This is a genomic window from Ruegeria sp. AB8 (genome assembly GCF_056542605.1).
The window spans coordinates 271,778-297,556 of record NZ_JBQGAB010000002.1; the positions used below are offsets into that span (position 1 = coordinate 271,778).

Annotated in this window: 28 protein-coding genes; 12 read left to right on the plus strand and 16 right to left on the minus strand. The window is 61.3% G+C overall.

Annotated features, from left to right (window positions below; genetic code table 11):
• Positions 1-17: 17 nt before the first annotated feature.
• From ACR0CG_RS03485 to ACR0CG_RS03495, 3 genes are all read left to right on the plus strand, one after another.
• A complete protein-coding gene (locus tag ACR0CG_RS03485) occupies positions 18-233 on the plus strand; it encodes a putative signal transducing protein (RefSeq protein ID WP_170614375.1) in 216 nt (71 codons plus the stop codon).
• Entirely contained in the window at positions 230-1,000 is a 771-nt protein-coding gene (locus tag ACR0CG_RS03490) for a tRNA1(Val) (adenine(37)-N6)-methyltransferase (RefSeq protein WP_480522860.1), read from the plus strand. Before ACR0CG_RS03485 ends, ACR0CG_RS03490 begins: the two co-directional genes overlap by 4 nt.
• 125 nt (positions 1,001-1,125) lie before the next feature.
• The gene (locus tag ACR0CG_RS03495) at positions 1,126-1,290 is read left to right on the plus strand and encodes a YdcH family protein (RefSeq protein WP_170614377.1); all 165 of its coding nucleotides are present in this window, start codon (positions 1,126-1,128) and stop codon (positions 1,288-1,290) included.
• Positions 1,291-1,390: 100 nt separating this feature from the next.
• Here the strand turns inward: ACR0CG_RS03495 and yddG are convergent, their stop codons facing one another.
• The 9 genes from yddG to ACR0CG_RS03540 all read right to left on the minus strand — a co-directional run bounded on the left by yddG (position 1,391) and on the right by ACR0CG_RS03540 (position 8,275).
• Positions 1,391-2,257, minus strand: a complete 867-nt coding sequence (gene yddG, locus ACR0CG_RS03500) for an aromatic amino acid exporter YddG (protein WP_480522861.1) — start codon at positions 2,255-2,257, stop codon at positions 1,391-1,393.
• A gap of 80 nt (positions 2,258-2,337) precedes the next feature.
• Positions 2,338-3,060 carry an acetoacetyl-CoA reductase gene (gene phbB / locus ACR0CG_RS03505; protein WP_170614379.1) on the minus strand — a complete coding sequence of 241 codons (723 nt, stop codon included), beginning with the start codon at positions 3,058-3,060 and terminating at the stop codon, positions 2,338-2,340.
• Positions 3,061-3,247: 187 nt separating this feature from the next.
• Positions 3,248-4,423 carry an acetyl-CoA C-acetyltransferase gene (locus ACR0CG_RS03510; RefSeq protein ID WP_480522862.1) on the minus strand — a complete coding sequence of 392 codons (1,176 nt, stop codon included), beginning with the start codon at positions 4,421-4,423 and terminating at the stop codon, positions 3,248-3,250.
• A gap of 191 nt (positions 4,424-4,614) precedes the next feature.
• Positions 4,615-5,448, minus strand: coding sequence for an EAL domain-containing protein (locus ACR0CG_RS03515; RefSeq protein WP_480522863.1), 834 nt, complete (start codon positions 5,446-5,448; stop codon positions 4,615-4,617).
• A gap of 114 nt (positions 5,449-5,562) precedes the next feature.
• Positions 5,563-5,751, minus strand: a complete 189-nt coding sequence (locus tag ACR0CG_RS03520) for a hypothetical protein (RefSeq protein WP_170614382.1) — start codon at positions 5,749-5,751, stop codon at positions 5,563-5,565.
• A gap of 92 nt (positions 5,752-5,843) precedes the next feature.
• The gene (locus ACR0CG_RS03525) at positions 5,844-6,815 is read right to left on the minus strand and encodes a sterol desaturase family protein (RefSeq protein ID WP_480522864.1); all 972 of its coding nucleotides are present in this window, start codon (positions 6,813-6,815) and stop codon (positions 5,844-5,846) included.
• Positions 6,812-7,198, minus strand: a complete 387-nt coding sequence (locus ACR0CG_RS03530; protein WP_480522865.1) for a hypothetical protein — start codon at positions 7,196-7,198, stop codon at positions 6,812-6,814. The genes ACR0CG_RS03525 and ACR0CG_RS03530 overlap by 4 nt, the downstream gene beginning before the upstream one ends.
• 59 nt (positions 7,199-7,257) lie before the next feature.
• On the minus strand, positions 7,258-7,587 hold the full coding sequence (locus ACR0CG_RS03535) for a hypothetical protein (RefSeq protein WP_480522866.1): 330 nt from the start codon (positions 7,585-7,587) through the stop codon (positions 7,258-7,260).
• A gap of 115 nt (positions 7,588-7,702) precedes the next feature.
• On the minus strand, positions 7,703-8,275 hold the full coding sequence (locus ACR0CG_RS03540) for a TlpA disulfide reductase family protein (RefSeq protein WP_480522867.1): 573 nt from the start codon (positions 8,273-8,275) through the stop codon (positions 7,703-7,705).
• A gap of 21 nt (positions 8,276-8,296) precedes the next feature.
• Between ACR0CG_RS03540 and argH the strand changes: the two genes are divergently transcribed.
• From argH to ACR0CG_RS03565, 5 genes are read left to right on the plus strand one after another with little or no spacing between them, the layout of a single operon-like run.
• The gene (argH, locus tag ACR0CG_RS03545; RefSeq protein WP_480522868.1) at positions 8,297-9,685 is read left to right on the plus strand and encodes an argininosuccinate lyase; all 1,389 of its coding nucleotides are present in this window, start codon (positions 8,297-8,299) and stop codon (positions 9,683-9,685) included.
• Between the two features lie 8 nt (positions 9,686-9,693).
• On the plus strand, positions 9,694-9,867 hold the full coding sequence (locus ACR0CG_RS03550; RefSeq protein ID WP_170614388.1) for an argininosuccinate lyase: 174 nt from the start codon (positions 9,694-9,696) through the stop codon (positions 9,865-9,867).
• A 30-nt stretch (positions 9,868-9,897) separates the two neighbouring features.
• A complete protein-coding gene (locus ACR0CG_RS03555; RefSeq protein ID WP_170614389.1) occupies positions 9,898-10,047 on the plus strand; it encodes a hypothetical protein in 150 nt (49 codons plus the stop codon).
• 55 nt (positions 10,048-10,102) lie between these two features.
• On the plus strand, positions 10,103-11,368 hold the full coding sequence (lysA, locus tag ACR0CG_RS03560; protein ID WP_480522869.1) for a diaminopimelate decarboxylase: 1,266 nt from the start codon (positions 10,103-10,105) through the stop codon (positions 11,366-11,368).
• Positions 11,369-11,404: 36 nt separating this feature from the next.
• Entirely contained in the window at positions 11,405-13,951 is a 2,547-nt protein-coding gene (locus ACR0CG_RS03565; RefSeq protein WP_480522870.1) for a TIGR02302 family protein, read from the plus strand.
• Positions 13,952-13,969: 18 nt separating this feature from the next.
• Here the strand turns inward: ACR0CG_RS03565 and ACR0CG_RS03570 are convergent, their stop codons facing one another.
• Positions 13,970-14,683, minus strand: coding sequence for a zinc-ribbon domain-containing protein (locus tag ACR0CG_RS03570; protein WP_480522871.1), 714 nt, complete (start codon positions 14,681-14,683; stop codon positions 13,970-13,972).
• Positions 14,684-14,870: 187 nt separating this feature from the next.
• Here ACR0CG_RS03570 and ACR0CG_RS03575 point away from each other — a divergent pair, with 187 nt between their 5' ends.
• The 4 genes from ACR0CG_RS03575 to ACR0CG_RS03590 are packed head-to-tail and all read left to right on the plus strand — an operon-like array spanning position 14,871 to position 17,776.
• Positions 14,871-15,548, plus strand: coding sequence for an ATP-binding cassette domain-containing protein (locus ACR0CG_RS03575; RefSeq protein WP_170679786.1), 678 nt, complete (start codon positions 14,871-14,873; stop codon positions 15,546-15,548).
• The gene (locus ACR0CG_RS03580; protein WP_480522872.1) at positions 15,545-16,444 is read left to right on the plus strand and encodes a cell division protein FtsX; all 900 of its coding nucleotides are present in this window, start codon (positions 15,545-15,547) and stop codon (positions 16,442-16,444) included. Before ACR0CG_RS03575 ends, ACR0CG_RS03580 begins: the two co-directional genes overlap by 4 nt.
• The gene (locus ACR0CG_RS03585; protein ID WP_480522873.1) at positions 16,444-17,184 is read left to right on the plus strand and encodes a lysophospholipid acyltransferase family protein; all 741 of its coding nucleotides are present in this window, start codon (positions 16,444-16,446) and stop codon (positions 17,182-17,184) included. Before ACR0CG_RS03580 ends, ACR0CG_RS03585 begins: the two co-directional genes overlap by 1 nt.
• A complete protein-coding gene (locus ACR0CG_RS03590; RefSeq protein ID WP_480522874.1) occupies positions 17,171-17,776 on the plus strand; it encodes a pyridoxamine 5'-phosphate oxidase family protein in 606 nt (201 codons plus the stop codon). Before ACR0CG_RS03585 ends, ACR0CG_RS03590 begins: the two co-directional genes overlap by 14 nt.
• 147 nt (positions 17,777-17,923) lie before the next feature.
• Here ACR0CG_RS03590 and lpdA read toward each other — a convergent pair whose 3' ends face one another.
• From lpdA to sucD, 6 genes are all read right to left on the minus strand, one after another.
• The gene (lpdA, locus tag ACR0CG_RS03595; RefSeq protein WP_480522875.1) at positions 17,924-19,312 is read right to left on the minus strand and encodes a dihydrolipoyl dehydrogenase; all 1,389 of its coding nucleotides are present in this window, start codon (positions 19,310-19,312) and stop codon (positions 17,924-17,926) included.
• Between the two features lie 74 nt (positions 19,313-19,386).
• Positions 19,387-19,656 carry a hypothetical protein gene (locus ACR0CG_RS03600; RefSeq protein ID WP_480522876.1) on the minus strand — a complete coding sequence of 90 codons (270 nt, stop codon included), beginning with the start codon at positions 19,654-19,656 and terminating at the stop codon, positions 19,387-19,389.
• A gap of 2 nt (positions 19,657-19,658) precedes the next feature.
• Positions 19,659-21,176 (minus strand): 2-oxoglutarate dehydrogenase complex dihydrolipoyllysine-residue succinyltransferase, encoded by a 1,518-nt coding sequence (gene odhB / locus ACR0CG_RS03605; RefSeq protein ID WP_480522877.1) that lies wholly within the window; start codon positions 21,174-21,176, stop codon positions 19,659-19,661.
• A gap of 3 nt (positions 21,177-21,179) precedes the next feature.
• Positions 21,180-24,137, minus strand: a complete 2,958-nt coding sequence (locus tag ACR0CG_RS03610) for a 2-oxoglutarate dehydrogenase E1 component (protein ID WP_480522878.1) — start codon at positions 24,135-24,137, stop codon at positions 21,180-21,182.
• Positions 24,134-24,673 (minus strand): DUF805 domain-containing protein, encoded by a 540-nt coding sequence (locus tag ACR0CG_RS03615; protein WP_480522879.1) that lies wholly within the window; start codon positions 24,671-24,673, stop codon positions 24,134-24,136. The genes ACR0CG_RS03610 and ACR0CG_RS03615 overlap by 4 nt, the downstream gene beginning before the upstream one ends.
• Positions 24,674-24,879: 206 nt before the next feature.
• Entirely contained in the window at positions 24,880-25,761 is an 882-nt protein-coding gene (gene sucD, locus ACR0CG_RS03620) for a succinate--CoA ligase subunit alpha (RefSeq protein WP_170350627.1), read from the minus strand.
• Positions 25,762-25,779: the final 18 nt, after the last annotated feature.

Here is a 25,779-nt window from a genome sequence, read left to right on the forward strand (position 1 = left end):
CCCTTACATCCATCCCCATGGAAGAACTATTGCGCAGCACCGATCCGACAATCCTGGCCTTTGCATCCGCTCTCCTTGAAGGCGAGGATATAGACTGCTTTCAGATGGACGTAAATATGAGCATCCTCGAAGGCGGTATAGGAATTTTCCCCCGCCGCCTGATGGTGCGCGCCGACGACCTGATCCGCGCCGAACGGGTAATGCGTGACAACGACATCCCCTTAGGCCGATGAGCGGGTTCTCCGACAGCGAGCTGAGCTGCAACGAGTTCCTCGGCGGACGCGTGCGGCTGTGGCAGCCTTTGTCTGGCTATCGCGCAGGTGTTGACCCGGTTCTGCTGGCGGCCTCGGTTCCAGCCACGGCGGGCCAAACCGTGCTGGAGCTTGGCTGCGGGGCAGGCGCCGCCATCCTCTGCCTTGCCGCCCGCGTGCCGGGCCTGCACCTGACGGGGGTCGAATTGCAACCCGCCTACGCCGATCTGGCGCGGCGCAACGCCGCAGAGAACGATGTGCCGCTGGAAGTGATACAGGCAAACCTGACCGATCTGCCCGATGATCTGAGGCAAAGACAGTTCGATCACATTATCGCCAACCCGCCCTATTACCGCCCCGGCGCACACAGCCCGGCGCAGGATCCGGGGCGACAGGTGGCGCTGGGCGAGCAGACACCGCTGTCGGACTGGATCGGCGTGGCCGCCAGGCGACTTGCCCCGCGCGGCTATCTGCACATGATCCAAAAGGCCGAACGCCTGCCGGACATGTTGTCGGCCTGTGCCGGCAGACTGGGTTCAGTCGAGGTCCTGCCGCTGACGCCGCGCGCGACCCGAAACGCCGAACTGGTCATTCTGCGCGCGCGGAAAGAGGGGCGCGCTGCCTTCCAGCTCCATTCCCCGCTGATCCTGCACCAAGGCGCACGGCACGAGAGGGACGGTGAGAGCTATACGCCCCAGGTAACTTCGGTGCTGCGGAACGGGGCCGCGCTGCCCGGATTTTCGGATTGATAGGCGGTGACCGGCCGAATTTGTCGGATTTGTGACAGATTCTGTGCGTCTGCGGCGTGACAGGCTGGAAACGATGTGGTCAACTTCCCATGTAATACTCAGACATCCAACTAAGGAGGATCGCCATGAGCGTGAGCGCACATCTGACGGAACTGAAGAAAAAACACGAAAGTCTCGGTCTCGAAGTGGAAAAAGCCCAACGCTCGCCAGGAATTGATGATCTCCATATTGCGCAGCTCAAAAAGCAGAAGCTCAAGCTGAAGGAAGAGATCGAACGCCTGTCCAATTAAAGCGTCCAGCACCTGACCTGAATCACTCTGTATCGCCAATGTCCCGAAAGCACCAAAGGCGCGACAGGTTATTGGCGATGCAAGTTCAGGGCAGGGCGAACTAGGACTTCAGACTGGCCCGCGCCGCAATTGTGGCCCCGCCGGTGATCAACAGCGCCGCGACCGCCAGACCCCAGGACGGGGCGGCGATCCCGGCCAGAACCAGCGCAAGCGTAGACAGCAATGGTGCCGCATAGGACGCGGTGCCCAGTATCTGAATGTCGCCCCGCTTGACCCCGATATCCCAAACATAAAACGCCAGCCCGACTGGTCCCAGACCCAGGGCAAGGATCGATGCCCAGCCGAATGCGGTCGCGGGCCAGAGCGTTTCTTCCACGGCAAGATGCAGCGCGCCCGAGGCAATTGCCGCGGCCATGCAGAAAACGGCAACCGAACTGGTGGGTGTATCGCCCAGACGCCGGGACAGAACGGAATAGCCCGACCAGGTCAACGCGCACATCAGTGCCAGCGCATATCCGGGCAGGTGTTGCACCTGAAACCCGGTGCTGCCGCCACCGGCAATGATCAGCGCCGCGCCCGCGAAACCGAAGCAGGCACCAATCAGATGCCCGATGCGCAACCGCTCGCCGGGCAACAGCCCCGACAGCAGCACGATCAGCAAAGGCCAGAGATAGGCGATCAGACCCGCCTCGGCCGCGGGGGCCATCCTCAGTGCCGAGAAATACAGGGCGTGATAGCCGAACAGACCCAGCGTTCCGAACAGATAGGTTGTCCAGGGTACGCGCCCAAGTTGTTGCATTCCGCCGGTGGCCCAGGTCCAGATCAGGCCCAGGGTGCCGCCGATTGAAAAGCAGACGGCGTTCAGCAGCAACGGTGGTGTCGGTGTCGAGCCGACCGTGAACAGGGCCAGCAGGGACCACAGCAGCACAGCAATAAAACCAATGGCCGTTGCGCGCATTCTGGTCATGGGGCAGCCTCTTCGGGAATCTGAAATTGACAGGGCCGGCCCATTTGGACCGGCCCGTTCAAAATTGCAATCGCTCTTGATCAGACGAAGAACTGCGCACCGTTGGCCGAGATGGTCGAGCCGTTGATGAACTGGGAATCGTCCGATGCCAGGAACGCCACGCAGCGCGCGATTTCCTCGGGCTCACCCAAACGACCGGCCGGGATCTGACCGATGATCGATTCGCGGACTTTTTCAGGAACAGCCATCACCATCTCAGTGGCAATGTAGCCCGGGCAGATGGCGTTGGCGGTGATGCCCGCACGTGCACCTTCCTGCGCCAGCGATTTCACAATGCCCAGATCGCCCGCTTTGGTTGCGGCATAGTTCACCTGCGCGAACTGGCCCTTCTGTCCATTGATCGAGCTGATGACGATCACGCGGCCAAACTTACGCTCGCGCATGCCGGGCCAGACCGGGTGCACGGTGTTGAACACGCCGGTCAGGTTAGTGTCGATCACCTGATGCCACTGCTCAGGCGTCATCTTGTGGAAAGGGGCGTCTTTGGTGATGCCGGCATTTGCCACAACGATGTCGATCGGGCCAACTTCGGCCTCGACCTTTTCGATACCCGCCTTGGACTCGTCATAGTCGGCGACGTTCCACTTATAGGTGGCGATACCGGTTTCCTCAGTGAATTTCGCGGCGGCTTCGTCATTCCCCGCATAGGTGGCTGCAACGTTGTACCCTTCGGCCTTGAGCGCCTTGGAAATTGCTGCGCCGATGCCGCGGGAGCCGCCGGTTACGAGTGCTGTACGTGCCATTTAGGAGTCCTCCAAATTTAGTCGGCTTGGTAATTCTGTTACTCTGAGAGAGAATGGTGCGCAATATCGTTTCGTTCAGGTCTTTGCTTTTCTGCTCAGCGAAATTGTCGCAGCTACGGTGTAAGGCTTGATTGTAACAAAAAAGGGCGTCCGTGGGACGCCCTTTTCTATTTGGTTCTCAACGCACTTAGTCGCGCTCCACGCACAGGGCGACACCCATGCCGCCGCCGATGCACAGGGTTGCCAGACCCTTCTTCGCGTCGCGGCGCTTCATTTCGAACAGCAGCGTGTTCAGAACACGGCAGCCCGAGGCACCGATCGGGTGGCCGATGGCAATCGCGCCGCCGTTCACGTTCACGATCGACGGGTCCCAGCCCATGTCCTTGTTCACGGCGCAGGCCTGCGCGGCAAAGGCTTCGTTCGCCTCGACCAGATCCAGATCGTCTACCGACCAGCCGGCTTTCTCCAGCGCCTTGCGCGACGCGTAGATCGGGCCCACGCCCATGATCGACGGGTCCAGACCGGCAGTGGCGTAGGATGCGATACGGGCCAGCGGCTCGATCCCGCGCTTTTCGGCGTTTTCAGCAGACATCAGCAGGGTTGCGGCCGCGCCGTCGTTCAGGCCCGAGGCGTTTGCCGCGGTGACAGAACCGTCCTTGGTGAAGGCAGGGCGCAGCTTGGCCATGGCTTCCATGGTCGCGCCGTGACGGATGTATTCGTCGCTGTCCATCACGATGTCGCCCTTGCGGGTCTTGATGGTGAACGGCGTGATCTCGTCGGCGAACTTGCCGGCCTTCTGCGCGGCCTCGGCCTTGTTCTGCGAGGCAACGGCGAATTCGTCCTGCATGTCGCGGCTGATCTGCCACTTCTCGGCGACGTTTTCAGCGGTCTGACCCATGTGATAACCGTTGAAGGCATCCCACAGACCATCGCGGATCATCGTGTCGATGTATTTCATGTCGCCCATCTTGTGACCGGCGCGCAGGGCGGCAGCATGGGGCGAAAGGGTCATGTTTTCCTGGCCGCCGGCGGTGACGATGTCGGCATCGCCCAGCTGGATGTGCTGTGCGCCCAGAGCAACGGCACGCAGGCCCGAGCCACAGACCTGGTTTATGCCCCAGGCCGCGCTTTCTTGCGGCAGGCCGGCATTGATGTGCGCCTGGCGCGCGGGGTTCTGGCCCTGAGCGGCGGTCAGAACCTGGCCCATGATGGTTTCGCTAACCTCGCTTTTGTCGATTCCCGCGCGTTCGACAACGGCCTCAAGCACAGCGGCCCCAAGATCGTGGGCGGGGGTGTTGGCAAACGAGCCGCCAAAGCTGCCGACACCGGTACGTGCGGCGGATGCGATTACTACGTTGGTCATTCGATTAATCCTTTACCGTCATGGTCCTGTGGGAAATGTGACGGCGCAGATCGTAGAGGATCCCCCTGCAATCAAGAGCGCCCCGTGATCCCCGCTCCAGCACCATTTGGATATCGCAATGCTGCACGCGCAGCAACGGGCAGCTTGTCTCAGGGCGGCAGGTCGTAGGCTGAAATGTGTTGCGGCAGGTGTTAAGTCCCTGTCTCCTGTGTCTTTTCCGCTTTCCACGTCGGTTTGACCGAAGGCGCGCCGAACAGAAAGCCCTGCAGGCAATCGACACCGCTGGCCACCAGAAACTCGGCATCCTGCTTGGTTTCGACCGATTCGGCGGTCACGAGGATTTCGAATTCGCAGGCAACCGCGATCAGGGCTCTGACCAGCGCCTGATTGTCGGGGTTCGTGCTGACACCACGCACGAATTGTCCGTCGATCTTGGCCGCGTCGAACAGAAACTCGCGAAAGTGGCGAAAGCTAAAGTTGCTGGCGCCAAAATCGTCCAGCGCAAAGGCGATGCCGCGGGCCTGCAGACGATCCATGAAATCGACCACCAGTTCCGGTACCTGCATCGCCGAACTTTCCGAGATTTCCAGGATCAGGCGTTCACCCAGAGCGGGGTCATTTTTCATGAACCGCTCAAGAATACGCGACCAGCGGGCGTAACCGATCGAGCGGGCCGACATGTTGATCGACAGTCGGATCCCCGGATTGCGCGTCAGGGTGCGCAAACCCATTTCAAGCGCGACACAGTCCAGCTCGCGCCCGATTGGCGTGTTTTCAACCTCGGGCATGAACTCGCGCGCGGGAATGACCCGCCCGGTTTCGTCCAGCACCCGGATAAACCCTTCGTAGAACGCCACGCCGTGGGGGGCATTGGCCTGCATGACCGGCTGAAAGGCCAGCTTGCATTGCTTGTGTTTCACCGCCTCCGTCGCCATTTGCACCGTCGACAAATCGCGCGAAGCCACCGCCGCGTTCAGCGGATTGTCCGCGCCTTCCGGCAGATCAGCCAGTTTCCTGTCCCGCATGGGCACGCCCAATCCTTGCGTAAAATTGATAGGGGTCTGATGCCCATATCAGAGCAAAGAAGTGAATCTGACGTTAATCGAGACAGAAGCGTAAAAGCTGCTATGTGCCGGGGATCACTTGGCCGATCGGCTGGTCTGGCGCAATGTGGTTGCTGCGCCGATCAGGGCCCCAAGAAGGCCCAGCGTCATCATTGCAAAGCCCAAACCCAGGAATACCGAAGGTCCTCCGCCAATGGCTGTCAGCATGGCAAGGACAAGGCCGGTCAGGCCAAAAACAGTATAAAGGGTCGTTGTACGAGACATAATGGCCTCCGGGCACGCTAAATCAAAACATCGTTCTAATATGAAGCCCGGGCCAATAATTTCAAGTATTCAGCGTAAGGTAGTCGTTGCGCTCAGGATTGTTCCGCCTGTTTTGCGGGCAGAAATTCCTCGAGATGTTCAAATCCGGGCGTTCCGCGATCTTCGGGATGTCGGGCCAGATGGCTGGCCTTGATCTGCTCAGAATTCTTCCGGCTTCCGTCATGGCTGTAGCCCGGCGGCGCAAAGCAATAGGCCAGGCGCTGCGGCCATGTCAGCCCGGGCTGCGTCGTGTCGCGCCAGATGCCGACCCATTCGTGAAAGGCCACGCGCAGCGGGTTAAACGTGCCGATATTATGCACCAGCCCATAGTCGACTCGGTCATCATCCTGTTCCGGTACAAAAGTACCGAACATCTTGTCCCAGATGATGAAGACACCGGCATAGTTGCAATCCAGGTAACGCGCATTGCGGCCATGATGCGCGCGGTGATGGCTGGGCGTGTTCATCACCGCCTCGAACCAACGCGGCATTTTGCTGATGGCTTCGGTGTGAATCCAGAACTGATAGATCAGGTTCAGCCCGCCGACGAACAGCACCATCGCGGGGTGGAACCCCAGCAGGATCAGCGGCGCGCGCACCACCATCATGAAGGTGAACGTATAGGTCCAGGTCTGCCGCAGCGCCGTGGTCAGGTTGTAATGCTGCGAACTGTGATGGTTCACATGGCTGGCCCAGACCCAGCGGATGCGGTGGCCGAACCGGTGCACCCAGTAATAGCGCAGGTCATCCAGCACGAAGCACAGGATAATCACCTGGATCGAGGTGCCAAGGTCCAGCGGCGTGATCCGCCACAGCCACATGAAAAAGGCGTATGCGATGAAGCCCAGCATAAAGCCCGAGGCGATGTTGCCCGCGCCCATGACCAGCGAGGTCACTGCGTCGCGCGTCTCATACCGCCCACCGCGGCCCTTGATGGCGATCCACAGGAACTCGGCCAGAATGGCGGCGATGAAGAACGGGACGGCCCATTGCACGGCGTCGGGAAAGCTCAATTGGTCGGTCATGAAGGGTCCATCATCAGACGCCAGTGCTGGCGTTCGCTGTCATCAAGGCTGAGGATTACGCGTGGGGTGCTGAAATCATGAAACTGAACCTCGATGCCTTTGGGATGGTCCATCCAGTCGAAATCAAGCAAATGCCGCGCCACGGTATCCGCACCGAACGACCACAAAAGCCCCTTGCCAGCGTCCGTGCGGATCAGCGCCGTATGGCCGTCATGGGCAATCATGACATCAATGATGTAGTCCTCCGGGGCATGTCGCAGCCATTCCGACCGCGCCGTGTCCGATGTCAGCAGGCGCAAACGGGATTTGCCCGTCGCATGCAGCAACAGGGTAATTCCGGCGATACCGCCGACCACCAGAACCAGCAGGATTTCAAGCGGCATTCCGTCCTCCCGCCGACAAGTTGCAAGGCGGATAACGGACTGTCAAAGGTGGCGTCGCGTCAGCCTTTTTCCAGACTTTCCAGGATTTCATGCTGCACCACGCGCCGGACGAACGGAACCAAACCTTCGGGACCCGATGTGCGGTCTTTCAGGTGAATGCAGATATCCGGACGGCGGGAGGCGATAATGCCAACCATTTCACCCCGTACCTTGTCATCCAGCCCCGCACCCATGATGGCGCATGCGATCCGGGGTTCGGCGTCCAGTTGCCGCCGCACCTCCTCAGGGTCATGTGCACCCAGCCATTGAATCGGCAGGTGATCCAGTTGCTGCGCGACATCCCCGATCACATTCGGCAAGCGTCCAATCAGCAAAACCACAGGTCTCATCGTCACCTCCATTCCCAAAACGCAAACTGCCCCGCCCAACAGGAGGGGCGGGTACAGTATATCACGAGATTGAAATGGACGGGCCTACATTACCGGATTGTACCGATGGTCTTTTTCAGCTTTCACCCTCTGTGCCGACCAGCGCCGCGATGATCGCCTTGGCGCTGTCCGAGTTCCATTCCGCATCCCCGATCAGGCGCGCGATTTCCTGTCCCTCGGGGTTCAGGATGACGGTGATCGGCAAGGCGATGATGCCGAATTCACGCGCGGCGGCCTGGCTGGGGTCCTGATGGCGCGGAAGGTTGACGATTCCGTTCTCGTCGAAGAACTTCTTGATCCCGGCAGGGGTGTTTCGACCGGTGGCCAGGGTGAGAACCTGAAATTTGTCGCCGCCAAATTCTTCCTGCAACTCTGCAATCTGGGGCATTTCCTTGCGACAGGGCGCACACCAGGTGGCCCAGAAATTCACCAGCACATATTTGCCGGCGTAATCTTCAAGTGTGCCGACCCCGCCGTCGTCTTCCAACTGGAACTCGATGGTCTTGGCCGGTTTGGGTTCCTTGTGCAGGATCAGCCGTTTCAGGCTGCCGTCCCGCAGCGGCGCCAGAGTTTCGGCATCACTGGCCAAAGCCGCATTTGCACCCAGCGCAAGGGCCATATAAAGGGGGATCAGACGTAACAGGCGCATATCAACTCCGGGTTTTCCAACATGACCGATCAATCCTCGAACCAGATGTGGGGCGGCCGCTTTGCCGCCGGACCAGACGCGATCATGGAGGCGATCAACGCCTCGATCGGGTTCGATCAGCGGATGGCAGCCCAGGACATCGCAGGCTCGCGCGCCCATGCCGCCATGCTGGCTGCCACGGGCGTTATAACTGATAGTGACGCGCAGGCCATTCGGGAAGGGCTGCTCACCGTTTTGTCAGAAATTGAACGGGGTGAGTTTGAGTTCTCGACCGCGCTGGAAGACATCCACATGAATGTCGAAGCGCGCCTGAAGGAAGTAATCGGAGAGCCCGCAGGCCGTTTGCACACGGGCCGCAGCCGTAACGATCAGGTGGCAACCGATTTCAAACTCTGGGTCCGCGATCAGCTGGACGCGGCGGAAACCGGGTTGCTGGCCCTGATCCGCGCGCTTTTGGCGCAGGCCGAGGCCGGGGCGGACTGGGTCATGCCCGGATTTACCCATCTGCAAACCGCGCAGCCAGTGACGTGGGGTCACCACATGATGGCCTATGTCGAGATGTTTGGCCGCGATCTATCCCGCGTGCGCGACGCCCGAGCCCGGATGAACGAATCGCCGCTGGGTGCCGCCGCGCTTGCGGGCACTTCTTTCCCGATCGACCGGCACATGACGGCCGAGGCGCTCGGTTTTGACCGCCCCGCGGCGAACTCGCTGGATGCGGTCAGCGACCGCGACTTCGCGCTGGAATTCCTTTCGACCGCCTCGATCTGTGCCGTGCATCTGTCGCGCTTTGCCGAGGAGCTGGTAATCTGGTCCTCGGCCCAGTTCCGGTTTGTGACGCTGTCCGACCGGTTCTCGACCGGATCGTCGATCATGCCGCAAAAGAAGAACCCGGATGCGGCGGAACTGATCCGCGCCAAGGTGGGACGCATTTTCGGGGCCAACACTGCTCTGATGATGGTGATGAAGGGTCTGCCGCTGGCCTATTCCAAGGACATGCAAGAAGACAAAGAGCAGGTCTTTGATGCCGCCGACAACTGGATGCTGGCGCTGGCGGCGATGGAGGGCATGGTCAAGGACATGACCGCCAACCGCGACAGTCTTGCCGCAGCCGCCGGTTCCGGTTTTTCGACCGCCACCGACCTGGCTGACTGGCTGGTGCGCGTTCTGGGCCTGCCGTTCCGCGACGCCCACCACGTCACCGGCGCGCTTGTGGCTATGGCTGAAAGCAAGGGCTGCGACCTGCCCGATCTGACCATTGAGGATATGCAGTCTGTCCATGCCGATATCACGAATGATGTCTATTCTGTCCTAACCGTCGAAAATTCGGTAAACTCACGTCAGTCCTATGGCAGCACGGCACCGGATCAGGTCCGCGCCCAGGCCGAGCGATGGAAGGGACTGGTGTGAAACAAGTCATGCGCATCCTCATGCTGATCGCGGTCGGAGTTGCTCTGGCCGGGTGCGGTGCGGACGGCGAGCCGACCACCCCAACCATGAGCGCCAGTGTCGGTGTCGGATCAAATGGCGTTCACGTCGGCGCAGGCGTCGGGTTCTGGCGCGGCCCCGTCGGTGTGTTCTTTGGTGTCTGACCGGCCGAACGAAAGAACGAAAAACTCTTGATGAAAACCTTCCTTCTGATCCTTTCGCTGGCCGCCCTTGCAGCTTGCGACCCAAACTACAAACCGCGCTCTGAACCGGCGGCGGAACCCAGAGGTTCGGGCATTTCCATCTCGGGGTATGGCCGCGTGGGAATTTCGACGACAAAATAAGGGTTCCGCCGGAATCATTTGCTCCGAATGCCCTTTTTGGTCTAAGCGCGCAGTCATGGATCACTTTCTCTACCGCGACGGCGCGCTCTACGCCGAGGATGTCCCGATTTCCGAGATTGCAGCCGCGGTCGGAACGCCGTTCTACGTCTATTCCACCGCGACATTGCTGCGGCACTTTCAGCTGTTCGATGACGCGCTTGAGGGCACCGACCACCTTGTCTGCTACGCGATGAAGGCGGCCAGCAATCAGGCGATTCTGAAAACGCTGGCGCAAGCCGGTGCGGGAATGGACGTGGTCTCGGGCGGGGAATACCTGCGCGCCAAGGCAGCCGGTGTGCCGGGCGACAGGATCGTGTTTTCGGGCGTTGGCAAGACGGCGGATGAAATTCGCACCGCACTGACCGGTGGCATCCGCCAGTTCAATGTGGAATCCGAGCCCGAGATGGAGGTGATCAATGCCGTCGCGCTGGAGCTGGGCGTTGTGGCGCCGATCACAGTGCGGGTGAACCCCGACGTCGACGCCAAAACCCACGCCAAGATCGCGACCGGCAAGTCCGAGAACAAGTTCGGCATCCCGATTGCGCGCGCCTCCGAAGTCTACGCCCATGCTGCCAGCCTGCCCGGGCTGGAGGTGATTGGCATCGACGTTCATATCGGCTCACAACTGACCGAGCTTGAGCCGTTCGAACTGGCATACGCCAAAGTGGCGGAGCTGACCAAAAAGCTGCGGTCTGAAGGGCACGATATTCGTCGCCTCGATCTGGGCGGTGGCCTCGGCATTCCGTACACCCGCTCGAATGACGCACCACCACTGCCGGTGGAATACGGTGCACTGATCAAGAAAACGCTGGGCCATCTGGGTTGCGAGATCGAGATCGAGCCGGGCCGATTGATTGCCGGAAATGCCGGGCTGATGGTCAGCAAGGTGATCTATGTGAAATCCGGCGAGGGTCGCGATTTCCTGATCCTTGACGGCGCCATGAACGACCTGATCCGCCCCGCAATGTACGAGGCGTATCATGACATTGTCGCCGTTCATGAACCCGCGCCGGGGGTCGAACAGCAACCCTATGACATCGTGGGCCCGGTCTGCGAAACCGGTGATACCTTTGCCAAGCAGCGCGATATGCCGCCGCTGAACGCCGGTGATCTGGTCGCGTTCCGCAGCGCCGGGGCCTATTGTGCGGTGATGGCCAGCGAATACAATACCCGTCCCCTGATCCCCGAGGTTCTGGTGCATGGGGATCAATTTGCGGTTATTCGTGAACGCCCAAGCTTTGACGAAATCATAAACCGCGATACCATACCCCCATGGCTCTGACGCGATGATCGCACGGGCCTGATCAGGAGGCCCGCCTTGAGCGACAGATCAAACCTGCCTATTCCCCGGCTGTCCCTGTGGCTGACGCACGCAGGGATGCTGGCCGAGCGGGTTTTGCGCGCGTTTTGGCCGTTTTTTTCGATTTTGATGGCCATTTTGGCCGCTCTGATGTTGGGTCTGCAGGATCTTGTCAGTGTCGAATTTGTCTGGGCGGCGGGCAGTGTCGCGCTGATCGGACTGCTTTCTGCGCTCATGTTCGGGGTCAGGCGATTCCATCTGCCGACACGCGCCGAGGCGTTGGTGAGGCTGGATGAAACACTGCCGGGACGCCCGATCCAGGCCTTGGTGGACGATCAGGCCATCGGCTCCATGGACGCGGCCTCGGTCGCCCTGTGGCAGGCACACCAGAAACGCATGGCACAAAAGGTGGCGCAGGCCGAACCCGTAAAGCCTGACCTTCGGCTGGCAGACCGCGACCCATTTGCCTTGCGCTATGCAGCGCTTCTGGCGCTGGTGATCGCAACCCTGTTCGGGTCGTTCTGGCGTATCGGATCCGTGGCCGAGATGACGCCCGGTACCGCGACAGCGGGGCAGGGGCCAAGCTGGGAAGGCTGGATCGAACCGCCCAGATACACCGGTCTGCCGACGCTCTATCTGGCCGATCAGCCGGCCCCCGATCTGACGCTTCCACAGGGCAGCCGCATCACGTTGCGCTTTTATGGTGAAGTCGGGGCACATAGCCTGACCGAGACCACGTCTCTTTTGGGGGCCGAGGCCGAGACCAATCCCGAACAGGATTTCGTGGCCGAACATTCAGGGCAATTGAAGATCGAAGGCCCCGCAGGGCGCGAATGGGCGCTGAACCTGCTTGCCGACGCGGCGCCGCAGATTGCGGTGACCGATGTGGCCGAAGCCGAGGCGGGTGGTCAGATGAAACTGCCCTTTGCGGCAAGCGATGATTATGGCGTGGTCTCGGGCACCGCATTGATCGAACTTGATCTGGCCTCGGTTGATCGCCGCTTTGGCCTGACTGCAGACCCTGAACCGCGCGAAGCCGTGACTGTTGAACTGCCCATGCCGATCACCGGCGACCGGGCCGATTTCACGGAAGACCTGATCGAGGATTTCTCGGAACATCCCTGGGCGCACCTACCGGTCACGATAACCCTGATGGCACGGGATGCCGCCGATCAGGAAACCTGGTCCGATCCCTATAAGACCGCCTTACCTGCGCGCCGTTTCTTCGACCCGCTGGCTGCCGCGGTGATTGAACAACGGCGTGACCTGTTGTGGGCCCGTTCCAATGCGCCGCGCATTGCGCAAGTTCTGCGCGCCGTGTCCCACCGCCCCGAGGATTTGTTTCGGTCCGACACCGCCTATCTGAGGCTTCGGGTCGTGCTGCGCCGGTTGGAGACGTTCACCGATTATGGCCTGAAGCCGGATCAGCAGGCCGAGATAGCCCAGGCCCTGTGGGATCTGGCCGTGCTGATCGAAGATGGCACTCTGGCCGATGCGCTGGAACGCATGCGCCGCGCGCAGGAGCGCCTGACGGAGGCGATGAAGAATGGGGCCAGTGACGAGGAAATCGCCGAGCTGATGCAGGAGTTGCGCGAAGCCACGCAGGATTACATGCGACAGCTTCAGCGGCTGGCGCAGGAAAACAGTGAAGGTGGTGAGAACCAGACAGGCCCAAATGGCGAGTCTCTGCAGATGACACAGGACGATCTGCAGCGGATGATGGACCGCATTCAGGAATTGATGGAACAGGGCCGCATGGCCGAGGCGCAGCAGGCGCTGGAAGAGTTCCAGCAGATGATGGAAAACATGCGCGTGACCCAAGGACAGGGGCAGGGCGGACAGTCCGAGGGTCAACAGGCCATGGAAGGGCTTGCGGAAACCCTGCGCGAACAGCAGGGCCTCAGCGATCAGGCGTTCCGGGATTTACAGGAACAGTTCAACCCCGGTGCGCAGGCCGGCGAAAGCCGCGGCAACGAAGGCCGTTCCGGTGGCCTGGGCCGGGGCCAGAGCCATGAAGGCCAGGGCGGTCAGGGTGACGGCTCGGACGATCAGGCCGGCGGCGGACAACAGGGCCAGGGATCGCTTGCAGACCGCCAGCAGGCCCTGCGCGAGGAACTCAGACGTCAGGAACAGGGCTTGCCGGGTGCCGGAACCGCCGAAGGTGAAGCGGCGCGCGAGGCGCTGGGCCGCGCCGGTCGCGCCATGGACGAAGCGGAAGACGCCCTGCGCGGCGACGATCTGGCCGAAGCCATTGACCGACAGTCCGAAGCGATGGAGGCCCTGCGCGAGGGCATGCGCTCGCTGGGCGAGGCGCTGGCGCAGAACCAACAGAACCAACCGGGACAGGGCTCGCAGGAAGGCGACATGGAGGCCAACAACCGTGACCCGCTGGGCCGCAGCCCGGGTGCTGCCGGGTCGATCTCGACCGACGACAACCTGTTGCAGGGGGAAGACGTCTATCGCCGCGCGCGTGAACTGCTGGACGAAATCCGCCGCCGCACCGGTGAATCCGATCGGCCCAAGATCGAGCTGGAATACCTCAAACGCTTGCTGGAACGTTTCTGACGCTTGGTTTTGCGCGGCTCAGTTCTGAACCGCCCCGGATTGCGCCTGAAGCCAGACACGCGCCTGATCCACCAGCGAGACATAGGGTTTCAGAACAGGGTCGGCCTGCGGAACAGCTTCACTGATCTGCTGCGCGTTGCCGTAGACCAGAAACAGAAGAACGCCGATGATCAGGATCAGTGAGAATCCCCGCAGAAAGCCGCCCGATTTGCGCGGCGCGGGCTGATCGTCGGTATCGGACGCGTTCACCTCATCGCTGCGCAGGCTGGAATTGATCGCCTCGACATCCGGCAAAGCGTCTTTCTGCCCCGCATCGGCGGCGGTTTCCACGGGAACGGATTGCGTCGCAGGCGCCGGTTTGGCGACCGGTTCCAGCGCAAGATCAGGCTGGCTTTCAAGGCCGCCCCCTTCCTTGGCCCGCAATTCCGCCTCGCGGGCTGCCTCCTCCTTCAGGATGCTGGCGACAGAGGGGTCGACACCGCTTTTGGCCTCGGCAGGCTGCGCCTCTGCGGGCTCGTTCAAGTCGTCGGCTGGCGGCGATGCGGGCTCGGGCGCCTCATCGGTTGCAGCATCCGGCGCTGCCGGTTCGGGCGCAGAGGCTGCTTCAGCCGGGTTCTTCGCCTGAAACCACGTCTCTTCACAATTGGAACACTGAACGTCGCGGCCTTCTTCCGGAATGACCTCATCCGGAACTTCATACTGGGCACTGCAATTGGGACACGTAAGACGCATGCTGCCTCCTGGCCGATTGATCGGCCTGATAGTAGTTTTTTAAGAAACCATATTCCGTTAAGACCCAACAGCAAAGGGCGATTTCGGTTTCACGGGTCAAGTGTCACCAAATCGACCCGGTGCAGGCATTGAAACCGCAACCGCGCTCGGGCAAGAAGAGCGGCAGAAAAAACTGGGGGCGCACCTTGTGATCGAGCTGGAGAATGTCAGCTACACCTATGGCGACGGCGAACTGCTGAGCGACGTGTCGATTCAGCTGCCGCCGGGGTCCTTCCACTTTCTGACCGGTCCTTCGGGTGCGGGCAAGACCACGTTCCTCAAACTATGCTACGGCGCTCTGTTGCCGACATCCGGTCGTCTCAGCGCGTTTGACAGCGATATTGCCCGGCTGGACCGCGACCAGATGGCCCTGTTGCGTCGCCGGATCGGCGTGGTCCATCAGGATTGCCAGTTTCTCGACCACATGACACTGGCGGAAAACGTGGCCCTGCCGCTGATGGTTTCGGGGCGGGCCGAAACGGCCGAACAGGACAATCTGACAGAACTGCTGAGCTGGGTCGGGCTTGGATCAAGGCTTGAGGCGCATCCGCCGGAACTGTCGGGCGGCGAACGCCAGCGCGCCGCGCTGGCCCGCGCGGTGATCCTGTCGCCGGATGTGGTGCTGGCGGATGAACCCACCGGCAATGTGGACTGGGAAATGTCGCAGCGCCTGCTGCGCCTGCTGGTCGAACTGAACCGGATGGGCAAAACGGTGCTGATCGCGACCCATGACCTCAGCCTGATCCGCGCCGCCAAAAGCCAGGTACAGGCGCGTGTTCTGCGGATCTCGCAGCGCAAGCTGCAGCTCGCGGGGGCCGATCTATGAGCAATGGCACCATCCGCAACCTGCTGTCGCGCGACAAACGCGCCGACCGGGTGGTTCCGCCCACAGGGTATACCGCGCATCTGACCCTGTTCGTCTCGGGCGCGATGGGATTTCTGGCGGTATTTGCGCTGGCCCTGTCGCTGGCTTCGGGCCGCGTGGCGGATCGCTGGGCGTCGGAACTGGCCGGTGCCGCCACCTTGCGCATCAACGCCCCTGCAGGACAGCTTGCGGCCCAGACCGAAGCCGCCCTGACCGTCCTTGGCCAGACCCCTGGAGTCGCCTCGGCCCGCGCCTTGACGGATCAGGAACAGGCCGCTCTGCTATCGCCATGGTTCGGACCCGATCTGCCACTGGATACGCTGCCCGTGCCGCAACTGATCGAGATTATCGAAGGCGAACCGGGGCTGGATGCCGCCGGGCTGCGCCTCCGACTGAGCGCCGAGGTGCCTGGAGCGGTTCTGGATGACCACACGCGCTGGCGCGCGCCGCTGGTTGACGCGGCCATGTCGGTGCGGCGACTGGGCTGGATTTCCATTCTGCTGATCGGCGGTGCAACCGCCGCCATGATCACGCTGGCCGCCAATGCCTCGTTGGCCGCCAACGCCCGGATCATCGAGGTCCTACGCCAGGTCGGTGCCCGCGACCGTTTCATCGCCGGAGCCTTCGTTCGCCGCTTTACCTATCGGGCGCTGCTGGGGGCCGGGATCGGAACACTGTTTGGAATGATCGGCGTGTCACTGCTGCCCGAAACCTCGGATGCGGGCGGGTTTCTGACCGGGCTCGGCTTTCAGGGGGCAGGATGGTTGCTGCCGGCCGTCATCCCGCTTCTGGGTGCTACGGTTGCGTTCTTCGCGACCTGGAGCGCCGCCCGCAGAAAACTAAAGGAGCTTTCCTGATGCGAACAGGTTTTCAATGGATTCGCTCTTTGATCTTCATGATCACAATCTATGCCTGGATGTTGATCCTTGGCATTGTATTCGCGCCTTATGCCCTGTTCACCAAACGCGGCGCATTGCAGGCCTGCAAGACCTACGCCCGCAGCACGATTTGGCTGGCCCGCTGGATGGTCGGCATCCGCTGCGAGGTGCGCGGATCACCCCCCCATGACGAAGTCGTCATCGGCGCCAAGCACCAGTCCTTCCTCGACATCATCATGATCTTCAGCGCCATCCCCCACGGCAAGTTCATCATGAAACGAGAGCTTCTGTGGACCCCGATCATTGGCATGTATGCCCGCCGCTTGGGGTGCATTCCGGTCAACCGCGGCAAAAGGGGCGCGGCCGTAGCGAAGATGGTCAAGGACGTTGCAAAGGAATTCACCGAACCCGGACAATTGGTGATCTACCCGCAAGGCACCCGTGTCGCGCCGGGCGTTCAGAAACCATACAAGGTCGGAACCGCGGTGCTATATGAAGGTCTCGGGTTCCCATGTGTTCCGGTAGCCACCAATGCGGGCGTTTTCTGGCCCCGCTCCGGGATCATGCGCAAGCCCGGCCTTGCAATTGTCGATTTCCTGGATCAGATCGAACCGGGTGTGGCCCGGGACGAATTTCTGGACCGGCTGGAACAGGAGATCGAGACGCGGTCGAACAGTTTGATGCGGGAAGTGGGGTTTGATCCGGATGGAGTTCATTGACGACATAGCCGCGCTTGAGGCGCTTTATGGCAAACCCGGCGCGCCGTCCTTGCGCAAGGTGGTGCGCCATCTGACACCGCTTTACCGGAAATGGATCATGGCTTCACGCCTTTGTATTCTCAGCACGGTGGGCCCCGAAGGTGTCGATGGCAGCCCGCGTGGCGATGATGGCCCCGTGGTGCTGGAGCTTGACGCCAAAACTCTGGCGCTTCCGGATTGGCGTGGAAACAACAGGCTGGATTCCTTGCGCAATATCGTCTGCGACCCGCGCGTTTCGCTGATGTTTATGGTGCCGGGGTCGAACAACGTCGTTCGGCTGAACGGCACCGCGCGCCTGACCGCAGATACCGGAATGCGTGACGGGTTTGAAAAACTCGGAAAGACCCCGACAACCGTCATTGTCATCGAAATAGACGAAATCTACACCCAATGCGCCCGCGCCCTGATGCGGGCCGGAACTTGGGCTGGCATGGGCGAGAGCACCGATCTGCCAACGATTGGCGAAATGCTGGCCGAAGCGTCAGATGGCGAGGAAGGCGGCGCGGACTACGATCGTGAATGGGGCGCCCGCGCGGCAAAAACCATGTGGTAACGGGGGCTCTGCCCCCGCCGCGCGTACCGCGCGACTCCCCCGGGATACTTTCAGCCAGATGAAGAGCGGATCCGAACTTCATCTGGCCCCAAATATCCCGGAGCGCGAGGCAGAGCCTCGCATCCCTTGGTTCAGGCTGGTGGATCCCTACGAGTGTATCGGACCGTCGCCACAGGCCAGTGCTGCTTCGCGCACCGCTTCGGAATAGGTGGGGTGGGCATGGCAGGTCAGGGCCAGATCTTCGGCCGAGGCACCAAATTCCATCGCCACGCAGACCTCGTGGATCAGATCGCCGGCAGCCGGGCCGATGATATGCGCGCCCAGAATTCGGTCCGTGTCCTTGTCGGCGAGGATTTTGACAAATCCATCGGCAGCAAAATTCGCCTTGGCGCGGCCATTGCCCATGAACATGAACTTGCCGACCTTGTAGGCGCGGCCCTGTTCCTTGAGGGTCGCTTCGGTCTCGCCCACATTGGCCACCTCGGGCCAGGTGTAGATCACGCCGGGAATGACACCATAGTTGACGTGCCCATGCTTGCCTGCAACCTGCTCGGCGGCGGCCATGCCTTCGTCTTCGGCCTTGTGCGCCAGCATCGGGCCTTCGGTCACGTCACCGATGGCATAGATCCCCGGCACATTGGTCTGCCAGTCAGCCCCAACCTTGATCTGGCCGCGTGGCGTCATCTCAACACCGAGAGCGTCCAGTCCCAATCCATCCGAGTACGGCTTGCGCCCGGTGGCGACCAGCACGGTATCGGCTTCGATCACGTGTTCGCTGTCGTCCTTGAGCAGCTTGTAGGTCACCTTGGCTTTGGTCTTGGTGGCTTCGGTCTTCTGGACTGCCGCCCCCATGACGAATTTCAGGCCCTGCTTTTTGAGGATGCGCTGAAAGGTCTTCTGAACCTCGGGGTCCATGCCCGGCGTGATTTCCTTGAGGAATTCGATCACCGTCACCTCGGCCCCCAGGCGGCCGTAGACCGAGCCCAGTTCCAGCCCGATCACGCCGGCGCCGATGACGACCATCTTCTTCGGAATCTTGCCCAGCGACAGCGCTCCTGTCGATGTCACGACGACCTTTTCATCGACCTCGACACCCGGCAGAGCAGACGGTTCGGAGCCGGAGGCGATGATGATGTTCTTGGCCTCATGCACCTCATCGCCCACCTTGACCTGACCGGCAGCGGGGATCGAACCCCATCCCTTCAGCCAGTCGATCTTGTTCTTCTTGAACAGGAACTCGATGCCCTTGGTGTTGCCCTCGATCACCTCGTCCTTGTAGACTTGCATCTGCTTCCAATCGACCGATGGAGATTTGCCCTTCAGGCCCATCTTGGCAAAGTTATGCTCGGCCTCGTGCAGCTGATGGCTGGCATGCAGCAGCGCCTTTGACGGGATGCAGCCCACGTTCAGACAGGTACCGCCCAGCGTCTCGCGGCCTTCGACCACGGCGGTTTTCAGCCCCAGCTGAGCGCAGCGGATGGCGCAGACATAGCCGCCGGGTCCGGCGCCGATTACGATGACGTCATAATTTGCCATAATATTCTCCTAACTCGACCGGATCGCCCGGTGGCCGCTCGACCCGGCATCGGCGGGTCGGGGCATGTTCGTCCTTAGACGGGTTCCAACAGCTTGATCGTGATATGGGCAATGCCGCCGCGCTCGTGATGCATGGCCAGTTCCTCGGATCCGAAAAAATCCCTCGCCTTGTTCAGATCCACCACCTCGAACATTGCAATTGCGTGATCCTTCTGATCGGGGTCCCGCCAGACATGAAGGTCGCGGATGCCCGCGGCCTTGCGCATCGGCAGATCCTCGCGGAACACTTTCAGCCAGGCATCGAAATCGGCCACATCGGCCTGCCAGAGTACATGTGTCGCCATGATTACAGATCCATCAGCAGGCGGCGCGGATCTTCCAGCGCCTCTTTTACACGTACAAGGAAGGTCACGGCGCCTTTGCCGTCAACGATCCGGTGATCGTAGGACAGCGCCAGATACATCATCGGGCGGATCTTGATCTCACCATTGATGACCATCGGACGGTCCTGGATCTTGTGCATGCCCAGAATACCCGATTGCGGGGGGTTCAGGATCGGCGACGACATCAGCGAGCCGTAGACACCACCGTTCGAGATGGTGAAGGTGCCGCCCTGCATTTCGGCCATCGACAGCTTGCCGTCACGGGCGCGCTTGCCCTTTTCGGCGATGGCTTTTTCGATCGCGGCAAAGGACATGCTGTCAGCGTCGCGGATGACCGGAACAACCAGACCTTGAGGCGTGCCGGCGGCAACCCCCATGTGCACGAAGTTCTTGTAGACGATATCGGTGCCGTCGATCTCGGCGTTGACTTCCGGAACCTCTTTCAGCGCGTGGCAGCAAGCCTTGGTGAAGAAGGACATGAAGCCAAGCCGCACACCGTGCTTCTTCTCGAACTGCTCCTTGTACTGGTTGCGCAGGGCCATCACCTCGGTCATGTCCACCTCGTTATAGGTGGTCAGGATCGCGGCGGTGTTCTGTGCATCCTTCAGGCGCTTGGCGATGGTCTGGCGCAGACGGGTCATGCGCACGCGCTCCTCGCGGGCCTCGTCCTCGGCGGCGACCGGTGCGCGCGGGGCCTGGGCAGCGGGGGCGGACGCAGCCGCCGCAGGCGCTGGGGCTGTAGCCGCTGCAACAGCTTTTGCCACGTCTTCCTTCATGATGCGGCCATCGCGGCCCGTGCCCGTGACCTGATCGGAGGACAGACCGGCCTCGGCCATCGCCTTCTCGGCGGACGGCGCGTTTGCAACGTCCTTGCCAGCGCTGGCCGCCGCCGGAGCAGCCGCAGCGGCAGCAACAGCCGGTGCGGGCGCCGTGCCAGCGGCCGCACCCGAGATCACCGCCAGTTTCGCGGTTGCGTCCACGGTCGACCCTTCGGGCGCCACGATTTCGGCCAGAACGCCGGCTGCCGGGGCCGGGACCTCGACAGACACCTTGTCGGTCTCCAGCTCACACAGCATCTCGTCCTGCGCCACGCTGTCACCAACCTGCTTGAACCAGGTGGATACGGTTGCTTCGGTAACGGACTCGCCCAAAGTCGGGACCATCACGTCGACGCTGCCTCCGGATGCTGCCGGCGCTGCCGCCGGAGCCGGGGCGGCCGCAGCTGGCGCAGGGGCGGTGCCTTCACCGGCGGTAATGGTGGCCAGCAGGGCGTTCACGCCAACCGTTTCACCCTCTGCCGCTACAATCTCGCCCATCACGCCTGCGGCGGGCGAGGGTACTTCAACTGTCACCTTGTCGGTTTCCAGTTCACACAGCATCTCGTCCACTGCCACGGCGTCGCCGGGTTTCTTGAACCATGTTGCGACTGTGGCTTCTGTGACGGATTCGCCAAGCGTGGGAACACGAACTTCAATCGTCATCGCTTACTTTCCTTCAATGCTCAGCGCTTCGTTCACGAGCGCCTCTTGTTGGGCTTTGTGTTGGCTGGCCAGACCCGTCGCGGGCGAGGCCGAGGTAGCGCGACCGGCATAGACCGGGCGAGTATGTTTTGCGCCGATACGGGTCAGCACCCATTCGATATTGGGCTCGATAAAGGACCAGGCGCCCTGGTTCTTGGGTTCTTCCTGACACCAGACCATTTCGGCACCCTTGAAGCGCTCAAGCTCGTTGATCAGCGAATGCGCCGGGAACGGGTAATACTGCTCGATCCGCATCAGGTAGACGTCATCGATGCCGCGCGCGTCGCGTTCCTCCAGCAGGTCGAAATAGACCTTGCCGGAACACATGACGACGCGTTTGATCTTGTCATCGGCAACCAGCTTGGTGTCCGAATTACCCTTCTGCGCGTCGTCCCACAGCACCCGGTGGAAGCTTGATCCGGTGGTGAAGTCCTCGGACGTGCTGACCGCCAGCTTGTGGCGCAGCAGCGATTTTGGCGTCACCAGGATCAGCGGCTTGCGGAACGTCCGGTGCAATTGACGGCGCAGGATGTGGAAGTAGTTCGCAGGCGTCGTACAGTTGGCCACGATCCAGTTGTCCTGACCGCACATCTGCAAGAACCGCTCCAGACGGGCCGAGCTGTGTTCAGGTCCCTGACCTTCGAACCCATGCGGCAGCAGCGTGACCAGACCGGACATTCGCAGCCATTTGCTTTCGCCCGAGCTGATGAACTGGTCGAACATGATCTGCGCACCGTTGGCAAAGTCACCAAACTGCGCCTCCCAAAGAACCAGTGCGTTGGGTTCCGCCAGCGAATAACCGTATTCGAAACCCAGAACCGCGTATTCGGACAGCATCGAGTCAATCACGTCATATTGCGACTGGCCCGCGCGAATATGGTTCAGCGGGTAATAACGCTCTTCGGTTTCCTGGTGGACGAAACCCGAGTGGCGCTGGCTGAACGTGCCGCGCGTCGCGTCCTGACCTGCCAGTCGCACCGGGTAGCCCTCGGTCAGCAACGACCCGAAGGCCAGCGCCTCGCCCGTGGCCCAGTCGAACCCCTGACCCGACTCGAACATCTGTTTCTTGTGATCCAGCAGACGACCCACGGTTTTGTGCAGGGCAAAGCCCTCGGGCGCACGGGTCAGCGCACCTCCGATTTCGCTCAGCGTTTCGGGTGTGATGGCCGTCTCGCCGCGCATGTATTCTTCTTTGTTCTTGTCCAGATGGGACCAGCGCCCGTCCAGCCAGTCGGCCTTGTTGGGTTTATAGTCCTTTCCGGCTTCGAACTCGTTGTTCAGATGCGCCTGGAAGGCCGCCTTCATGTCCTCAATCTCGCCCTCGGGGATCAGGCCGTCCTTGACCAGCCGCTCGGTATAAAGCGACAGCGTGGTCTTATGCGTCTTGATCTTCTTGTACATGATCGGGTTGGTGAACATGGGCTCGTCGCCCTCGTTGTGCCCGAACCGGCGATAGCAGAAGATGTCGATGACCACGTCCTTGTGGAACTTCTGACGGAACTCGGTTGCCACCTTGGCGGCATGTACCACGGCCTCGGGGTCGTCGCCATTCACGTGGAAGATCGGTGCCTCGACCATCAGCGCGATATCGGTGGGATAGGGGCTGGAGCGCGAGAAGTGCGGCGCGGTCGTGAAACCGATCTGGTTGTTCACGACGATGTGCATGGTGCCGCCGGTCTTGTGCCCGCGCAGACCCGACAGACCGAACCCTTCGGCCACGACACCCTGACCGGCAAAGGCCGCATCACCGTGCAGCAGAATGGCCATCACCTTAGTGCGGTCGGTGTCGTTCAACTGATCCTGCTTGGCGCGGACCTTGCCCAGAACCACCGGGTTCACCGCCTCAAGGTGCGATGGGTTGGCGGTCAGCGACAGGTGCACCGAGTTGCCATCGAACTCGCGGTCGCTGGACGCGCCGAGGTGGTATTTCACGTCGCCCGAACCGTCCACGTCCTCGGGCTTGAAACTGCCGCCCTGGAACTCGTTGAAGATGGCGCGATAGGGCTTGCCCATCACGTTGGCCAGAATGTTCAGACGGCCCCGGTGCGGCATCCCGATCACGATATCGCTCAGACCCAGCGCGCCGCCGCGCTTGATGATCTGTTCCATCGCGGGGATCAGCGCCTCCCCGCCGTCCAGACCGAACCGTTTGGTGCCCATGTATTTGACGTGCAGGAACTTTTCGAACCCTTCTGCCTCGACCATCTTGTTCAGGATCGCCTTGCGGCCTTCCTTGGTGAAGGCGATCTCCTTGCCGTATCCCTCAATCCGTTCTTTCAGCCATGCGGCCTCTTCCGGGTCAGAGATATGCATGTATTGCAGCGCGAAGGTGCCGCAATAGGTCCGCTTCACGATCTCGACGATCTGACGCATGCTGGCCATCTGCAGGCCCAGAACGTTGTCGATGAAGATCGGTCGGTCCATGTCGGCATCAGTAAAGCCGTAGGTCCTTGGGTCCAGCTCGGGGTGGTTGCTGGCGGCGCGCATGCCAAGCGGGTCCAGATCGGCGGCCAGGTGGCCCCGGATACGATAGGCCCGGATCAGCATCAGGGCCCGCAGGCTGTCCAGCACCGCGCGCTTGATCTGATCGTCGCTGACCTCGACACCCTTGGCCGCAGCCTTGTCCTTGATCTTCTTGCCTGCCGCCTTGGCGTCGATCTCGGCCCATTCGCCGGTCAGCGCACCCGTCAGGTCATCCGCCGGCACCGGCGGCCAGTCCGTGCGTGCCCAGGATGGCCCTTCCGCTTCTTTCTGCACATCCGGCGCGTCGTCGCCCATGGCTTTGAAGAACTCGGCCCAGGCGGCATCCACCGCACCGGGGTTCTTGGTGTACTGGGCGTAAAGCTGCTCCAGATATTCGGCATTATGCCCTTGCATGAAGCTCGAGGCATGAAAGGCTGAGTTGGGCGAATGTTCGGTCATTGGGCTACCTCATATGGGTTGGGACCGTATTGGTTGGTGCCTGGCTGGCTGGGGCGGGTCAGCCACCACAGCACCAGAAGGGGCGACACAAACAGAACAAGCAGTGTCGGAATGACGATCAGCAGCGTGGCACGTGTCAGCAGAATATCCATCGTACCACCGTGGAACTGGCTGGCGAGGCCGATGCCAAAGATCAGAACCGCAAACGCGCCCACAATCAGCAGGATCGGCAGCAGGGCATAAATCCCGCTCCGCCCGGTGTCGTGCATCCGGCGGAAGGCCACGGCCAGATGCGGAAAGAATACGATCAGGCCGACAATGCTCTGCACAGGTTGCCGGGACGTGGCGGCGACGGACTTGACCTCATCGCTTTCACTGACCGCGACCTGAGTGAAGAACTGCCAGTCGATGATACCGGCAATGATGTTCCAGATCACGATGAACAGGAAAAAGAACCAGTATTCGGGCCGCGAGGCACGGCCCGAGAAGGTGAAGAACTTTGAGAAACAGGTGCGGATGGCGTCAGAGAAGGTCATGGGCTTACCGACCATCGCGTTACGAACCGACCATCGGCAGCGGACGCAGCCTTGGATTGAGCGAATGTTGCAGCCAATATCGCGACGAATGGAATTGCCCAAGTAGCCAATTTACGCGGTAAAAAGATAGGGACATAGGGCGGACGTTTTTCGCCCACCCTTTTTCCAGGCTCTGCACTCAGAGCATATGCCCGGTCCTTGGTCACTTACCCAATCGCTTCCAGCACAGCCTCACCCAGCTGTGCCGGGCTTTCGGCCACGACAATACCGGCCGAGCGCATGGCTTCGATCTTGTCCTCGGCACCGCCTTTGCCACCGGCGACGATCGCGCCCGCGTGGCCCATGCGACGGCCCGGAGGGGCTGTGCGGCCCGCGATGAAACCGGCGGTTGGCTTTTTGCGGCCCTTCTTGGCCTCGTCTGCCAGGAACTGCGCGGCTTCTTCCTCGGCGGAACCACCGATTTCACCGATCATGATGATCGACTCGGTCTCGTCATCGGCCAGGAACCATTCCAGCACGTCGATATGCTCGGTGCCTTTGATCGGGTCGCCGCCGATGCCCACGCAGGTGGACTGGCCCAGACCCACATCGGTGGTCTGCTTGACCGCCTCATAGGTCAGGGTGCCCGAGCGCGACACAACGCCGACCGAGCCGCGCTTGTGGATGTGACCGGGCATGATGCCGATCTTGCAGGCGTCGGGCGTGATGACACCGGGGCAGTTCGGGCCGATCAGGCGCGAGCTTGAGCCTTCCAGCGCGCGCTTCACCTTCATCATGTCCAGAACCGGGATGCCTTCGGTGATGCAGACGATCACTTCCATCTCGGCATCAATCGCTTCGAGGATCGAGTCGGCTGCAAACGGCGGAGGAACGTAGATCACGCTGGCGTTGGCTTCGGTCACATGCTTGGCCTCGTGGACCGAGTTGAACACGGGCAGGTCAAGATGGGTCATGCCACCTTTGCCCGGGGTTACACCGCCGACCATCTTGGTGCCATAGGCGATGGCCTGCTCAGAGTGGAATGTGCCCTGCGAGCCGGTGAAGCCCTGACAGATGACCTTGGTGTTTTCGTCGATGAGGACTGCCATTTACTTTCCTTTGTTCCT